The sequence below is a fragment of the Streptomyces xanthophaeus genome (assembly GCF_000725805.1).
GTDB classification, from domain to species: Bacteria; Actinomycetota; Actinomycetes; order Streptomycetales; family Streptomycetaceae; genus Streptomyces; species Streptomyces xanthophaeus.
Genome location: NZ_JOFT01000026.1, coordinates 16,662 through 32,083, shown reverse-complemented (window position 1 = coordinate 32,083; position 15,422 = coordinate 16,662). Strand labels below are relative to the sequence as shown.

At 73.2% G+C, this 15,422-nt stretch carries 12 protein-coding genes and 2 riboswitches; of the genes, 5 read left to right on the top strand and 7 right to left on the bottom strand.

The features are described from left to right. Positions 1 to 92: 92 nt before the first annotated feature. A riboswitch (cobalamin riboswitch) is annotated at positions 93 to 224 on the bottom strand. Positions 225 to 540: 316 nt separating this feature from the next. Next, on the top strand, positions 541 to 1,953 hold the full coding sequence (locus IO30_RS0116845) for a prenyltransferase/squalene oxidase repeat-containing protein (RefSeq protein WP_031143836.1): 1,413 nt from the start codon (positions 541 to 543) through the stop codon (positions 1,951 to 1,953). 54 nt (positions 1,954 to 2,007) lie between these two features. Here IO30_RS0116845 and IO30_RS0116840 read toward each other — a convergent pair whose 3' ends face one another. The 6 genes from IO30_RS0116840 to IO30_RS0116815 all read right to left on the bottom strand — a co-directional run bounded on the left by IO30_RS0116840 (position 2,008) and on the right by IO30_RS0116815 (position 8,180). Continuing rightward, positions 2,008 to 2,700, bottom strand: coding sequence for a hypothetical protein (locus IO30_RS0116840; protein ID WP_051902357.1), 693 nt, complete (start codon positions 2,698 to 2,700; stop codon positions 2,008 to 2,010). Between the two features lie 90 nt (positions 2,701 to 2,790). After that, positions 2,791 to 3,564 carry an enoyl-CoA hydratase gene (locus tag IO30_RS0116835; RefSeq protein ID WP_031143832.1) on the bottom strand — a complete coding sequence of 258 codons (774 nt, stop codon included), beginning with the start codon at positions 3,562 to 3,564 and terminating at the stop codon, positions 2,791 to 2,793. Beyond that, complete coding sequence (gene mmsB, locus IO30_RS0116830) at positions 3,561 to 4,463, bottom strand: 3-hydroxyisobutyrate dehydrogenase (protein WP_031143830.1); 903 nt, start codon at positions 4,461 to 4,463, stop codon at positions 3,561 to 3,563. The genes IO30_RS0116835 and mmsB overlap by 4 nt, the downstream gene beginning before the upstream one ends. Next, positions 4,460 to 5,536 (bottom strand): enoyl-CoA hydratase/isomerase family protein, encoded by a 1,077-nt coding sequence (locus tag IO30_RS0116825; protein ID WP_031143829.1) that lies wholly within the window; start codon positions 5,534 to 5,536, stop codon positions 4,460 to 4,462. Before IO30_RS0116825 ends, mmsB begins: the two co-directional genes overlap by 4 nt. Beyond that, positions 5,533 to 6,684, bottom strand: a complete 1,152-nt coding sequence (locus tag IO30_RS0116820; RefSeq protein ID WP_031143827.1) for an acyl-CoA dehydrogenase family protein — start codon at positions 6,682 to 6,684, stop codon at positions 5,533 to 5,535. Before IO30_RS0116820 ends, IO30_RS0116825 begins: the two co-directional genes overlap by 4 nt. Further along, the gene (locus IO30_RS0116815; RefSeq protein WP_031143825.1) at positions 6,681 to 8,180 is read right to left on the bottom strand and encodes a CoA-acylating methylmalonate-semialdehyde dehydrogenase; all 1,500 of its coding nucleotides are present in this window, start codon (positions 8,178 to 8,180) and stop codon (positions 6,681 to 6,683) included. Before IO30_RS0116815 ends, IO30_RS0116820 begins: the two co-directional genes overlap by 4 nt. 190 nt (positions 8,181 to 8,370) lie before the next feature. Beyond that, positions 8,371 to 8,541, bottom strand: a riboswitch (cobalamin riboswitch). 61 nt (positions 8,542 to 8,602) lie between these two features. On the opposite strand from IO30_RS0116815, the gene IO30_RS0116810 reads away from it, so the two are divergent. Then, positions 8,603 to 9,517 carry a cobalamin-binding protein gene (locus IO30_RS0116810; protein ID WP_031143823.1) on the top strand — a complete coding sequence of 305 codons (915 nt, stop codon included), beginning with the start codon at positions 8,603 to 8,605 and terminating at the stop codon, positions 9,515 to 9,517. Positions 9,518 to 9,572: 55 nt separating this feature from the next. Here the strand turns inward: IO30_RS0116810 and IO30_RS0116805 are convergent, their stop codons facing one another. Beyond that, on the bottom strand, positions 9,573 to 10,988 hold the full coding sequence (locus IO30_RS0116805) for a short-chain fatty acyl-CoA regulator family protein (protein ID WP_031143821.1): 1,416 nt from the start codon (positions 10,986 to 10,988) through the stop codon (positions 9,573 to 9,575). 397 nt (positions 10,989 to 11,385) lie between these two features. Between IO30_RS0116805 and aceA the strand changes: the two genes are divergently transcribed. From aceA to IO30_RS0116790, 3 genes are all read left to right on the top strand, one after another. Next, the gene (gene aceA / locus IO30_RS0116800) at positions 11,386 to 12,678 is read left to right on the top strand and encodes an isocitrate lyase (RefSeq protein ID WP_031143819.1); all 1,293 of its coding nucleotides are present in this window, start codon (positions 11,386 to 11,388) and stop codon (positions 12,676 to 12,678) included. A gap of 122 nt (positions 12,679 to 12,800) precedes the next feature. Then, a complete protein-coding gene (gene aceB / locus IO30_RS0116795) occupies positions 12,801 to 14,399 on the top strand; it encodes a malate synthase A (RefSeq protein ID WP_031143817.1) in 1,599 nt (532 codons plus the stop codon). A gap of 41 nt (positions 14,400 to 14,440) precedes the next feature. After that, entirely contained in the window at positions 14,441 to 15,316 is an 876-nt protein-coding gene (locus tag IO30_RS0116790; protein WP_031143814.1) for a 3-hydroxybutyryl-CoA dehydrogenase, read from the top strand. The last annotated feature ends 106 nt before the right edge of the window (positions 15,317 to 15,422 follow it).

Sequence of the window (15,422 nt, the reverse complement as noted above, 5' to 3'; positions counted from 1 at the left end):
CGGGCGGAGCGCATGCGTGGCGATGCGCCCCCGCACGTGACGTGACGTGGGGAGGGCGGTGGCGACCACGCCGTAGTCCGCGACGGCGTTCCTCGTGTGATGACTGCGCGCCAGGTGTTCCGACTTGCCCGGCGGTTGCCGGGCCTACGGTTGCGGGTCAGCGCCGGACTTCGACCGGCTTCCCCTGGTGCTGATTGCTTGTCAGCGGGAATGGAACACGGATCGGAACAGGCCGTCAAGGTGGCCTGCGTCTCACCGCGAAGCCCTCCAGCGGACCTCGACCGGGGCCGCTGGCGGACCCATGATCACTGGGGTAGCGTCCTGGGCTGCCAGGTGGGGGAATCCGGTGAGAAGCCGGAGCTGACGCGCAACGGTGTGGGACGGCAGGAGCCGCTTCCGAGCCCGAATGCCCATACGGCGATGCAGTACAGGAAGCCGTACCACGCGTTCCGGACGGCGGTCCCGCCCTGCCCCGCCACGTCCCCCCGGGCCGCGGCGGCGCGGCGGACGGCCGGCGTCCGCCGATTCCAGGAGCAGGCCATGTCCCGTACCCGTACCCCCCGCCGCCTCGCGCTCGCGGTGCCCGCCGCGCTCGGTGCCTTCGCCCTCACCGCGCTGCCCGCCTCCGCGACCTCCAGCCCCGCGCAGATAGCCACCTCCAAGACCAACGGCATCGCCTACCTCAAGTCGCTCCAGGCCGCGGACGGTTCGTACGCCGGGGCCGGGCTGTCCAACGAGTGGGCGTTCAGCACCTTCGCCGCCGCCGGTACGGCCGTCGTCGACGTGGCCCCGGGCGGTGACACGACGAAGAACGCCCGTACCGTCTACCGCAACCTGCTCTCCACGCCCTCCTGGCCGTCGGCCACCCCGGTCGTCACCGACTACGAGCGCGCCGCACTGAACGCGTACGCCGCGGGCATCGACCCGGCCCGCGTCTCGGATTCCCGCAACCTGATCGCGCAGGTCTACAGCTACTGGCAGACCGCCGAGGCCGGGTACTTCGGCCCGTCCGGCAACTTCAACGGAACCGTCTTCGCGGCCCTGTCCCTCGGAGGGGCCAAGACCCAGGCCGGCGGAGCCCGCGTCCCGCAGGCGCTCACCGACTCCATGGTCACCCGCATCCGCGCCAACCAGCACAACGACGGCGGCTGGACCTTCAGCAAGGCCGAGGGCAACCCCACCGCGCTCAGCTCGGCGAGCGACGTCGACATGACGGGCGCCGCCATGGCCGCCCTGTGCGTGTCCGGCGTGCCCCACACCGACGCCGACGTCGTCCAGGCCAAGAACTTCCTCAAGGGCAAGCTGGTCAACAACTCCGGTGCCTTCAACTCGCTCTACGGGGTCAACACCAGCTCCAACGGATGGGGCGTGGCCGGACTCAACGCCTGCGGCATCAACCCCCAGACCGGCGACTTCGTCACCGGACTCGGGAAGACCCCCGTCGACTTCCTGATCGCCAACCAGTACAACCCCGCCGGCGGCTTCAAGTACAAGCCGGCCGACACCGTCCCCTCCGCCTACGCCTCCATCGACGCGCTGCGCGCCGTGGTCGGCGGCGGCTTCACGGCTGCCCCGCCGGTCCCGGTCACCCCCGGCGCCCCGCAGTGGGTGGCCCAGTCCGCCTTCACCGCCGGTACGGCCACCAAGCTGGCCCTCACCGTGGACGACGGCGCCGGGAGCCTGAAGGTCTGCTCCGTCGCCTTCACCCCGACCGGTACGACCACCACCCTCGGCGACGTGCTGAACGCGGCGACCACCGGCGCCACCCCGGCGGGCTGCGTCACGAGCGTGACCCCCGCCTCGGGCACCGGCACCGTCACCGCCGTCAACGGCAAGGCCAACAGCGGCGCGAACACCTGGAAGGTCAGCGTCGACGGCTCCGCCTTCGCGGGCGCCGCGCGCAACAAGGTGATCAACGTGGGCGACACCATCGCCCTGCGCTGGGGCGCCTGACCCCCACCGGGTGCGGGCCCCGCCCACGGGACCCGCACCCGGCCCCCGACGGCATCACTGCCCGCCCAACTCCTCGGCGTACTCGGTGAGCAGGCGTTCCTGCTCCCCGGTCAGCTGCCGGATCTCCCAGACCAGTGCGGCCGTGTCGGTCACCTCGGGTGTGAGCGCGCGGCTCTGCGCCGACGGGCGGACGCCGGTCAGCTCGGCCAGCACGGCCACCGGTACGCCGAGCGTCGCCGCGAAGCCGTCGAGCAGCTCCGCATCGAGCGGCTTGACGCCCCGCCCCACCGCGCCGATGGTCGAAGCCGCCTTGCAGACACCGGACATCAGGCACATCGCCTTGGCCGTCCCCGACCAGTTCAGGTTGCGGAGCGCGAGCATCCGAAGGAGGAGCGAGCCGAAGCCCGGCGGGTACTGCTCGTACGGGCGGGGCTCCCAAGGCGCGAGCGTGCCCGTCGGCGCGGTCAGGGACCGTGCACGGGTACGCAGCCGTTGCCGGCCCGGTGCGGGCAGGGCGAGTGAGCGCGACACCAGGGAACTGGACGCGCCGGCATACGAGTCGAAGAGCCACGCGGTCTCGGGTACGGGGAGGTCCGCGACGAGCAGGAGGTCGTGGGCGCGCAGCCCGGTCCGGTCCGCGAGGCCGTCGAGGTGCTCCTCGGTCGGGGGCCACGTGGCCGGGAGGCCGACCGCGCCGGCGAGGCGTGCCAGGCGTACGTCGGGTGCGGAAAAGGTCGAGGGTTCCATGGCCACCGCGGCTCCGGTAGGGGGTGTTCGGTCCTGACGGCCCCGCCGGGGGCAGCCCGCACGAGGCTACCCCCGGCGTTCCTGACCCGGTCAGCCGTGGGTGAAGTGCGGCGGACGCTTGTCCACGAAGGCGGACATGCCCTCCTTCTGGTCGGCGGTGGCGAACACCGCGTGGAACAGGCGGCGTTCGAAGCGGACGCCTTCGGTGAGGGTGGTCTCGAAGGCCCGGTTCACGGCCTCCTTGGCCATCATCGCGACGGGCTTCGACATCCCGGCGACGGTCTCGGCCACGGCGAGGGCCTCCGTGAGCAGGTCCCCGGCCGGGACGATCCGGGAGACCAGACCGGCCCGTTCGGCCTCCTCGGCCCCCATGGTGCGGCCGGTCAGGCACAGTTCCATCGCCTTGGCCTTGCCCACGGCGCGGGTGAGCCGCTGGGAGCCGCCGATGCCGGGGATGACACCCAGCTTGATCTCCGGCTGTCCGAACTTCGCGGTGTCGGCCGCGAGGAGGATGTCGCAGAGCATGGCCAGTTCACAGCCGCCGCCCAGCGCGTAGCCGCCGACCGCGGCGAGCGTGGGCGTACGGACCTGGCCGAGGCGGTCCCAGGCGGTGAACCAGTCCGAGAGGTACATGTCCATGTAGCTCTGCGGGCGCATCTCCTTGATGTCCGCGCCCGCCGCGAAGGCCTTCGCGGACCCGGTGAGGACGATGCAGCCCACCTCCGGGTCCCGGTCCAGTTCCTCCACGGCGGCCACGACCTCGGTCATGACCTGGAGGTTGAGGGCATTGAGGGCTTCGGGCCGGTCGAGGGTCAGCAGGGCCACGCGGCCCTTGCGCTCCAGCAGGATCGTCTCGTAGGTCATGCGGGCTTCCCGTTCTGCGGTCGGAGGGTGCGGACGATGGCCGAGAAGTCCAGCCGGGCGCCCTCGCCCTCGGCGAATGCGGCGTACATCTCGGCTGCCTTGAGCCCCAGCGGCGCATCGACCCCGCCGGCCCGCAGGGCGCCGGCCGCGAGGGCGAGGTCCTTGGCCATCAGGGGCGCCGCGAAGCCGGGACGGTACTCCCGGTTGGCGGGACTGGCCGGGACCGGTCCGGGCACGGGGCAGTTGACGGTCAGCGCCCAGCACTGGCCCGACGCGGTGGAGGCCACGTCGTAGAGGGCCTGGTGGTCCAGGCCGAGGCTCTCGGCCAGCACGAAGGCCTCGCTGACGCCGATCATCGACACGGCGAGGATCATGTTGTTGCAGATCTTCGCGGCCTGCCCGGCGCCCGCGGCGCCGCAGTGCACGGCCTTCCTGCCCATCACGTCCAGCAGCGGCCGGGCCGCGGCGAACTCGGCCTCCCCGCCGCCCGCCATGAAGGTGAGCGTGGCGGCCTCGGCGCCCGTCACCCCGCCGGACACCGGTGCGTCCAGCGCCCGGTGCCCGGCCGCGACGGCCGCCTCGTGCGCCGTACGGGCGTCGGCCACGTCGATGGTGGAGCAGTCGACGAACAGGGTGCCGGGCGGGGCGGCGGCGAGCAGCCCCTGTTCCCGGTACAGGGCGAGGACGTGGGCTCCGGCCGGCAGCATGGTGACCACCACGTCGGCGTCGGCGGCCGCGGCGGTGGCCGAGGCGGCAGGCTCCACGCCCGTGGCCGCGGCGGCCGCCAGCAGCTCCGGTACGAGGTCGAAGCCGAGCACGCGATGGCCGGCCCGGGCCAGGTTGGCGGCCATCGGGCCGCCCATGTGGCCGAGCCCGATGAATGCGACGGTACCGGTCACCAGGCGACCTCCGGAGACGATGCGGATCCGGCGAGGCGCAGCTCGTGCTCGCCGAGCGGGGCGAAGAACCGGTCCACGTCCGCCGCGCCGACCTCCTCCAGCGTGGCGGGGGACCAGCGGGGGTCGCGGTCCTTGTCGACGACCTGGGCGCGGATGCCCTCGACGAGGTCGGGGCTGGACAGGGCGGCCCGGGAGACCCGGTACTCCTGTTCCAGGACCCGTTCCAGCGGGCCGAGGCGACGGGCCCGGCGCAGCGCGGCCAGGGTGACCTTCACCGCGGTGGGGGACTTCGTCAGCAGGGTGGCCGCGGCGTCCTGCGCGGCGGGCACCCCGGTCGCCCGCAGCCGGCGCAGGACCTCCTCGGCGGTGTCGGCCGCGTAGCAGTGGTCGATCCACTCGCGGGCAGCGGCGAGCTCACCCGGTGGCGGCGCGGCCACGTGCCGCTCCAGCACCTCGTGCACGGAGTGCGTCGCCAGCTCCCGGGTCAGGGCCGGCAGCGCGGCCGAGGGGACGAAGTGGTCGGCCAGGCCGCACAGCAGCGCGTCCGCCGCCCCGACCGCCGCACCCGTCAGGGCCAGGTGGGTGCCGAGCTCCCCGGGCGCCAGCGCGAGCAGGTAGGTGCCGCCGACGTCGGGGACGAAGCCGATGCCGGTCTCGGGCATGGCGACGCGGGAGCGTTCGGTGACGATCCGTACGGTGCCGTGGGCCGAGATCCCGACCCCGCCGCCCATCACGATGCCGTCCATGAGGGCCACGTACGGCTTGGGGTAGCGGGCGATCCGCGCGTTGAGGCGGTACTCGTCGCGCCAGAACTCCGCCGAGGCGCTGCCGCCGCTGCGCGCGTCGGCGTGGATGGCGCGGATGTCACCGCCGGCGCACAGGCCGCGTTCACCGGCGCCGCCGATGACGACCGTCGCCACGGCCGGGTCGTGTTCCCAGGCGTCCAGCGCCCCGGCGATGCGGAGCACCATGGGACGGGTCAGGGCGTTGAGCGCCTCGGGGCGGTCGAGGGTCACGTACGCGGCGTGCCCGTCGGTGTGCAGGAGGACGTGGTCGCTCTCCTCGTGGTTCATCGCAGGTTCTCCGTCAGTCCACGGGCGACGATGATGCGCATGACCTCGTTGGTTCCTTCCAGGATCTGGTGGACCCGAAGGTCGCGGACGATCTTCTCGATGCCGTATTCGCTGAGGTAGCCGTAGCCGCCGTGCAGTTGGAGGGCGCGGTCGGCGACGGCGTACCCGGTGTCGGTGGCGAACCGCTTGGCCATGGCGCACAGCCGCGGCGCCAGCGGATCACCGCTGTCCAGGGCGTGTGCGGCCTGGCGGACCAGGGCCCGGGCGGCGGCCAGTTCGGTGGCCATGTCGGCCAGCCGGAACTGCAGCGCCTGGGCGTCCAGGAGCCGCCCGCCGAAGGCCTCGCGGTCGGCGAGGTGGGCCAGGCTGCGGTCCAGGGCGCTCTGCGCGCCGCCCAGCGAGCAGGCGGCGATGCCCAGCCGGCCGCCGTTGAGCCCGTTCATGGCGATGCGGAAGCCGTCGCCCTCGGCGCCGAGCCGCCGGCCGGCGGGGATCCGTACCCCGTCGAGGACGACCTGGCGGGTGGGCTGTGCGTTCCAGCCCATCTTGTGCTCGTTCGGCCCGAACGACACCCCGGGGTCGGTGGGTTCGACGACGAAGGCGGAGATCCCGCCCGGGCCGGCCGTCCCGGTGCGCGCCATCACGATGTAGACCCCGGAGGTCCCGGCGCCGGAGATGAACTGCTTCACGCCGCTCAGGACGTAGTGGCCGCCGTCCCGTTCGGCGCGGGTGGACAGGGCGCCCGCGTCGGAGCCGGCGCCGGGTTCGGTGAGGCAGTAGCTGCCCAGGGTGTCGGCCGAGCAGAGCGCGGGGAGCCAGCGTTCCCGCTGGGCGGCGTCCCCGTAGCGGTCGATCATCCAGGCGACCATGTTGTGGATGGACAGGTATCCGGCGATGGAGGGGCAGCCGGTCGCCAGGGTCTCGAAGACCAGGACCCCGTCGCTGCGGCTGAGTGCGGAACCGCCGTGCTCCTCGCGGACGTAGACACCGCCCAGGCCGAGCGAGGCGGCCCGGCGGATGACGTCGACGGGGAAGTGCTTGGCCCGGTCCCAGGCCACGGCGTGCGGGGCGAGCTGCTCCTGGGCGAAGTCCAGGGTGACCTCGGCGAGCGCGAGTTGGTCCTCGGTGAGGGTGCTCACGGCGCTCATCCCATCGTCGGGATGGTGAAGCTCGCGCCTTCCTTGACCCCGGAGGGCCAGCGCGAGGTGACGGTCTTGGTACGGGTGTAGAAGCGGATGGAGTCCGGTCCGTGCTGGTTCAGGTCCCCGAAGCCGGAGCGCTTCCACCCGCCGAAGGTGTGGTAGGCCACCGGGACCGGGATCGGCACGTTGACGCCCACCATCCCGGCCCCCACGCGACGGGTGAAGTCGCGGGCGGTGTCCCCGTCGCGGGTGAAGATCGCCACGCCGTTGCCGTAGGGGTGCTCGGTGGGCAGGCGCAGTGCCTCCTCGTAGTCGGCGGCCCGTACGACGCACAGCACCGGGCCGAAGACCTCCTCGCGGTAGATCCGCATCGAGGAGGTGACCCGGTCGAAGAGGGTGGCCCCCGCGAAATAGCCGTCCTCGTGTCCGGGGAGGGTGAACTGCCTTCCGTCCACGACGAGTTCGGCGCCCTCTGTCCGGCCGATGCCGACGTAGCGGTTGACCCGGTCCAGGGCGTCGCGGCTGACCAGCGGCCCGAAGTCGGCCTCCGGGTCGTCGGAGCGGCCGATGCGCAGGCCGGCGATCCGCTCCGTCAGCTTCGCGACGAGGGCGTCCGCGGTCTCCTCGCCGACGGGCACCGCGACGGCGATGGCCATGCAGCGTTCGCCCGCGGAGCCGTACCCGGCGCCGATCAGCGCGTCCACCGCCTGGTCGAGGTCGGCGTCCGGCATCACGATCATGTGGTTCTTGGCGCCGCCGAAGCACTGGGCGCGCTTGCCGTGCGCGGCGGCGGTGGCGTAGATGTACGCCGCGACCGGGGTCGATCCGACGAAGCCGAGGGCCTGGACGCGGGGGTCCTCCAGGAGGGTGTCGACGGCCTCCTTGCCGCCGTTGACCACATTGAGCACGCCCGGCGGCAGACCCGCCTCCAGGAAGAGCTCGGCGAGGCGCAGCGGTACCGAGGGGTCCCGCTCGGAGGGCTTGAGGACGAAGGCGTTCCCGCAGGCCAGGGCGGGTGCCGCCTGCCACAGCGGGATCATGGCCGGGAAGTTGAAGGGGGTGATCCCGGCGACCACCCCGAGCGGCGAGCGCAGCGAGTGCACGTCGATCCCGGAGCCGGCGCTGTCGGTGAACTCGCCCTTGAGCAGGTGCGGGATCCCGGCGGCGAACTCGACGACCTCCAGACCGCGTTGGAGGTCTCCGTGGGCGTCGGCCACCGTCTTGCCGTGCTCGGCGGACAGCATCCGGGCCAGGGAGTCCCGTTCGTTCTCCACCAGTTGGAGGAAGCGCAGCAGCACGCGGGCGCGGCGCTGCGGGTTCCACTGCGCCCATCCGGCCTGGGCCTCCTCGGCGTTCGCGACGGCCGCCTCGGTGTCGGCGCGCCCCGCGAGCGGCACGCGGGCCTGGACCGAACCGGTGTTGGGGTCGTACACGTCGGCGAACAGGCCGGACGTGCCCGTCGTGTGCTTGCCGCCGATGAAATGGGTGAGTTCACGGACCATGGTTGCCTGCTCTCGTCAGGTGGGATCCGGGGATGGCACGGCGGACCGGCGGACGTGCCCGGTGGGGCGCGCCGCTGGGGAAGGCCGTGAGAACTACGAGCGCGCCGCGTGCGTGTGCGGGCGCTCCGCCGGATCACCAGGGTCGTGGGTACAAACCGGTGCCATGCGTGTCTGCTCCATCCTCGTGGACAACACGGAACGTTCCGCGGCCGGTATCCTGACTCCCGGATCCCCGCGTGCCGCCCGCCTTCCCGACGGCGTTCGTCAGTGGCGTGGGGACGACGGCACACTCCCCGGTCACAGTGGCGGGACCGTGCCGGTTTCTCACCGGCTTCCCTGCACCGCGGACCTTTGCCCACGAACATATAGTTGGACGTCCTAGTAAGTCCACCCCCGCCTTCCCGCGCGCCTACAGTCGGGTCATGCGCATCGTCTCCCTGCTCCCGGCGGCCACGGACCTCGTGGCCGACCTCGGCCTGGCCGCCGACCTGGTCGGACGCACCCACGAATGCGACTGGCCGCCGCAGGCCGTCGCCGCCGTCCCGGTGGTCACCCGGGCCGAGTTCGACGCGCAGGAGCTGAGCAGCCGGGAGATCTCCGAGGCCGTGGGCGGGGCCGCGCACTCCGGCTCCTCGCTCTACACCCTGGACACCGGGGCGCTCGCCGCCCTCGCACCGGACGTCGTCCTCACCCAGGACCTGTGCGAGGTCTGCGCGGTGTCCTACGAGGGCGTCTCCCGCGCGGTCCGCGTCCTGGACGGCGGGCCCCGGGTGCTCAGCCTGGAGCCGCGCACCCTCGACGACGTCCTGGACTGCCTGGTCACCGTGGGGGAGTTGCTGGGCGTACGGGAGCGGGCCGAGCGGCGGCGTACGCAGCTGCACGCCCGCCTCGACGAGGTCCGCCGGCTCACGGCGGGCCGGCCCCGGCCCCGGGTGGTGGCGATCGAGTGGCTGGACCCGCTGTGGCCCGCCGGACACTGGGTGCCCGAGCAGATCACGGCCGCCGGGGGCGATCCGCTGCTGGCCGCGCCCGGGGAGCACACCGAGCCGATGACCTGGGACGCGGTCCGCGCGGCCCGCCCGGACGTGGTCCTGGTCCTGCCCTGCGGATTCCCGCCCGAGCGGACCCTCCGGGAGCGTGACCTGCTGACCTCCCTCCCCGGCTGGGACGAACTGCCCGCGGTACGGGCCGGGCAGGTCTGGGTCCTCGACGGCCCCGCCTACTTCAACCGGCCCGGACCGCGCGTGGTGCGCGGCGCCGAGGTGCTCGCCCACGTCCTGCACGGGGTCCGGGCGGGCGAGCCGGTGACCGGGGCCGAGGCCCGGCGCCTGGACTGAGGCCGGGCCCCGAGGCGGGTCCGGGCCCGCGGCGGCCTCGGGCCCCGGGCCCGGGTCAGCCGCGGGCGGGGCCGACGGGGTCCGCGACCGGGTACGGGACGAAGGTGCTGCTGTTCTCGTCCACGGCCAGCGCCCGGCCCAGCGGCGGCACGGCCCGCTGTGGGCAGTCCAGCCGCTCGCAGAGCCGGCAGCCCATGCCGATCGGGGTGGCGGCCGCCGCGTTGCCGAGGTCGAGCCCGTCGGCGTACACGAGGCGGGAGGCGTGCCGGATCTCGCAGCCCAGGCCGATGGCGAAGGTCTTCCCGGGCTCCCCCCACCCGCCGCGGTGGCGGGTGACCGCGCGGGCGGTCCACAGGTGGCGCTGCCCGTCGGGCATGGCCGCCACCTGTACGTGGATGCGGCCGGGGGCGGCGAAGGCCTCGTAGACGTTCCACAGCGGACAGGTGCCGCCCGCGCGGGAGAAGTGGAACCCGGTCGCCGACTGCCTCTTGGACATGTTCCCGGCCCGGTCCACCCGGACGAAGGAGAAGGGCACACCACGCAGCCTGGGGCGCTGCAGGGTGCTGAGGCGGTGGCAGACCGTCTCGTGGCCGAGCCCGAAGTGGTCGGTGAGCCGTTCGATGTCGTAGCGGAATTCCTCCGCCGCGGTGTGGAACGCCGCGTACGGGAGGATCAGCGCCGCGGCGAAGTAGTTGGCGATGCCGATCCGCGCGAGGGCGTGGACGGGGGAGCCGGGCGGGAAGTCCTCGGCGGCGAGCCGGTCCAGCTCGCCGCCGTACTCGGCCAGGCCCAGCTGCGTCGCCATCCGGAAGGCCTGCTGGCCCGGCCGGAGCCGGTTCGACAGGTGCAGGACCCGGGCCCCCACGTCGTAGTGGTGCAGCCGGTCGCAGTCCCCGGAGATCCTGATCCCGTGCCGGTCGGCCAGGCGGCGGGTCAGTGCGCGCACCACGTCCCCGGGGCGGATGCCGATCTCGCGGGCCAGGTCCTCGGCGGCGAGGTCGGTGTCGTGCAGGTAGTTCTGCCGCCGGTAGAAGAACTCGCGGATCTCCTCGTGGGGCGAGCGCGGGGCATCGGCCGGCGAGTCCCGGCCGTCCGCGGCGTCGGCGAGCCGCTCGGCCAGCAACTGGCCGCGCCGTCCCAGGTCCAGCAGGACCGAGGCGACCGCGGGCATCCGCGTGGCCAGTTCGGCCAGGTCGGAGGAGGAGACGCGGGCCTCGGCGACCTCCTTGGCGAGCGCCTCGCGCAGGTCCGCGACCAGGCGGCTGGTGTCGCGCTCGGAGAAGAAGCCCGGATCGACCCCGAAGGCCTCCGTGAGCCGCAGCAGCACCGGCACGGTGAGCGGGCGCGAATCGTGCTCCATCTGGTTGAGGTAGCTCGGTGAGATGGCGAGGACCCGCGCCAGATCGGCCTGGGTCATCCGCCGCTCCTCGCGCAGCCTCCGCAGCCGCGCCCCCGCGTACGTCTTGCTCACCGCACACCCCTTCCCCTCCGGCGTCCCGGCACCCCTGGACGCGCCCCGTCAGCCTAGGCGGACCGGCGCGGCCGTGGGGCTTCGCAACCTTGGCAAAACGGGCTCCGAAGATTCGCAAAGCTTGGCAGATGTACCTGCTTGTTGGCACTGGGTGCCAATGCCAGAGTCGGTCCTGCGGCCCGCCGGACCCGGTGGCCGAGGCGGTCTTCCGGTCCCGAATCACGCCCTGATGTCGGTAATCCCGGCGGACCTGTCCCGGCGGCTCGGCAGCATTGCTCGGCTTCCGCCCCTGGGCGGGCCCGGCGGCCGCACCTCAGATCAGGCACAGAGTGCCAATCAACGAGGCGTAGGCCCGACTCATTGGCAAGACAAGCGACGGATGGAAGCGGTGACGGTCATGGCAGAGGCGAACACGACCACGACGGCGGCGGCCGAGCAGCTCAGGCGCCGCTGGGCCGAGGACCCCCGGTGGGCGGGCATCGAGCGCACCTACAGCGCCGAGGACGTGGTCCGGCTCTCGGGCAGCGTCCGCGAGGAGCACACCCTCGCCCGGCGCGGCGCCGAGCGCCTGTGGCGCCAGCTCCACGAGCGGGACTACGTCCACGCACTGGGCGCACTCACCGGCGGGCAGGCGGTCCAGCAGGTCCGGGCCGGACTCCAGGCGATCTACCTGTCCGGCTGGCAGGTGGCGGCCGACGCCAACCAGGCCGGACACACCTACCCCGACCAGAGTCTCTACCCGGTCAACTCGGTGCCGCAGGTGGTCCGCCGGATCAACAACGCACTGCTGCGCGCCGACCAGATCGCGACCGCCGAGGGCGGCTCGGACACCACGGACTGGCTCGCCCCGATCGTCGCCGACGCCGAGGCCGGCTTCGGCGGCCCGCTCAACGCCTTCGAGCTGACCAAGGCGATGATCGCGGCGGGCGCCGCAGGCATCCACTACGAGGACCAGCTGGCCTCCGAGAAGAAGTGCGGACACCTGGGCGGCAAGGTCCTCGTCCCCACCGCGCAGCACATCCGCACCCTCAACGCGGCCCGCCTCGCCGCCGACATCGCCGACACCCCGACCCTGGTCATCGCCCGCACCGACGCCCTCGCCGCGAACCTGCTGACCAGCGACGTCGACGAGCGCGACGCGCAGTTCGTGACCGGCGACCGCACCGCGGAGGGCTTCTACCGCGTCCGGAACGGCATGGCCCCCGTCATCGCCCGCGGCCTCGCCTACGCCCCGTACGCCGACCTGATCTGGGTCGAGACCGGCACCCCGGACCTGGCGCAGGCCCGCGAGTTCGCCGAGGCGATCCACGCCCGGTACCCCGACCAGATGCTCGCCTACAACTGCTCGCCCTCCTTCAACTGGAAGGCCGCCCTGGACGACGACCAGATCGCCAAGTTCCAGCGCGAGCTCGGCGCGATGGGCTACCGCTTCCAGTTCATCACCCTGGCCGGCTTCCACTCCCTCAACCACGGCATGTTCGACCTGGCCCGCGGCTACGCCGAGCACGGCATGACCGCGTACGTCGACCTCCAGGAGCGGGAGTTCGCCGCCCAGGCGCAGGGCTTCACGGCCGTCAGGCACCAGCGCGAGGTCGGCACCGGCTACTTCGACCTGGTCTCCACCACCGTCAACCCCGCCTCCTCCACCACCGCGCTCGCCGGGTCCACCGAGGAAGAGCAGTTCCACTAGGACCGCCCCGAGCGCGGGCCCGATCCCGAGCCCGGTCCGCCGCAGCCGACGCTGCCGGCCGTCCCGACGGGTGCCCGGGGACATCCCCCCGGGCACCCACCGCCCCCGCTGAGGAGAACCGCATGTCCCTCCCGCCTCTGACCAGCAGCGTCCAGGTCCTCGGTGCACCGGGCGAGCGCCACGAGGAGATCCTGACCCCTGCGGCCCTGGAGTTCCTCGGCCGCCTCGACAGCGCCTTCGCCGACCGCCGCGAGGAGCTCCTCAGGGAGCGCAGCCGCCGCTCGGGCCACCTCGCCGGCGGCACCCCGCTCGACTTCCCGATCGCCACCCGCGCCCTGCGCGAGGACCCCCACTGGCAGGTCGCCCCGCCCGCGCCCGGCCTGACCGACCGCAGGGTCGAGATCACCGGACCGCCCGAACGGCGGATGACGGTCAACGCTCTGAACTCCGGCGCCCGGGTCTGGATGGCGGACTTCGAGGACGCCACCGCCCCGACCTGGGGCAACGTCATCGGCGGCCAGCTCAACCTGCTCGACGCGATCGAGCGCCGCATCGACTTCACCACCCCCGGGGGCAAGGCGTACCGCCTCGGCACGGACCTCGCGACCATCATGGTCCGGCCGCGCGGCTGGCACCTCACCGAGGAGCACCTGGAGATCGACGGCCGGCCCGTGTCCGCCTCGCTCGTGGACTTCGGCCTGTACTTCTTCCACTGCGCGCAGCGGCAGATCGACTCCGGGCACGGCCCGTACTTCTACCTCCCCAAGCTGGAGAACCGGTACGAGGCCCGCCTGTGGAACGACATCTTCCTGCTCGCGCAGGAACTCCTCGGGATCCCGCGCGGCACGGTCCGCGCCACCGTCCTCGTCGAGACGGTCACGGCCGCCTTCGAGATGGAGGAGATCCTCCACGAACTGCGCGAACACAGCGCCGGACTGAACGCGGGCCGCTGGGACTACCTCTTCAGCCTGATCAAGACCTTCGGCCACCGCACCGACTTCCAGCTGCCCGACCGGGCCGAGGTCACCATGACGGCCCCCTTCATGCGGGCGTACACCGAACTGCTCGTGCGCACCTGCCACCGGCGCGGCGCCCACGCCATCGGCGGCATGGCCGCCCACGTCCCCGGCCACGACGCGGAAGCGGACACCGCCGTGTTCGCCAGGGTCCGCCTCGACAAGGAACGGGAGGCCGAGGACGGCTTCGACGGCTCCTGGGTCGCCCACCCCGGCCTGGTCCCGCTCTGCCGGGAGGTCTTCGACGGCGTACTGGGGGACCGGCCCGACCAGCGGGACCGGACCCGCGAGGACGTCGAGGTCACCGCGGCCGACCTGCTGTCGGTGCGCCGGAGCGGCGCGCGCCCCTCGCAGGAGGGCGTCCGCTCCAACGTCGCCGTGGCCCTGCGGTACTTCGACGCCTGGCTGCGCGGCCGCGGCGCCGTCGCCCTGTACGGCCTGATGGAGGACGCCGCCACCGCCGAGATCGCCCGCGTGCAGCTGTGGCAGTGGCTGCGCCACGGCCACGTGGACCGGGCCACGGTCCTCGCCCACCTCGACGCCGAATGCGCCGCCCTGACCGCCGAGGATCCACGGGCCCTGGCGGCCGAGGCCCGGGAGGTCCTCGTCGAAGGCGCGCTCGCCCCCCGGCTGCCCGGCTTCTTCACACCCGGCGCCTACACCCGCCACCTCGTCCGCCACGCCGCCGTACGGGTCGGCGCGTGAACGCCCCCGCGCAGCCGGACCGCAGCCGGCCCGCCGACGGCATCCGGCCCGCCGGCCGCATCCAGCGCGTCGGGATCGTCGGCGGCGGCCAGATGGGCGCCGGCATCGCCGAGGTCTGCGCCCGCGCCGGACTCGACACCGTCGTCGCCGAGGCGGGCGCCACCGCCGCCCGCGCCGCCCGGGAACGCGTCGCGGTCTCCCTGGAACGCGCAGTGCAGCGGGGCAAGCTCGACCGGAACTCCGCCGAGGACGCCCTGGCCCGGCTCGTGTTCACCGGGGACCTGGAGGACCTCGCCGACCGGCAGCTCGTCATCGAGGCCGTCACCGAGGACCCCGAGGCGAAGACGGAGGTCTTCACCCGCCTCGACAAGACCGTCGAGGACCCGGACGCCGTCCTCGCCACCAACACCTCCGCCATCCCGGTCATGCGCCTGGGCATGGCCACCGGCCGAGCGGACCGGGTGGTGGGCCTGCACTTCTTCAACCCGGTCCCCGTCCTGCCGCTGGTCGAGGTCGTCAGCTCCCTCCACACCTCCGAGGACACCCGCACCGCCGTCGAGGCCTTCGTCCGGGACGCCCTGGGCAAGACCACGGTCCGCTCCCAGGACCGGGCGGGCTTCGTCGTCAACGCCCTGCTGATCCCGTACCTCCTCGCGGCCGTCCGGATGGCCGAATCCGGGTTCGCGAGCGCGGCCGACGTGGACTCCGGCATGGAACTCGGCTGCGCCCACCCCATGGGACCGCTCAGGCTCGCCGACCTGATCGGGCTGGACACGGTCGAGGCGATCGCCCGGTCCCTCTACGAGGAGTTCAAGGAGCCCCTCTACGCCCCGCCCCCGCTGCTCCGGCGGATGGTGCAGGCAGGGCTGCTGGGCCGCAAGAGCGGCCGAGGGTTCCACACGTACGGCCGGGACTGAGGAGCCCGGCACGTCTCCGGGCAGAGGGTGCGCCGGAGGCGCGGGACACGGCGTGGACGGGGCGAGTGGTGTCGCCGCGTCCAGGCCGCGTCTCGTTTGACTATCC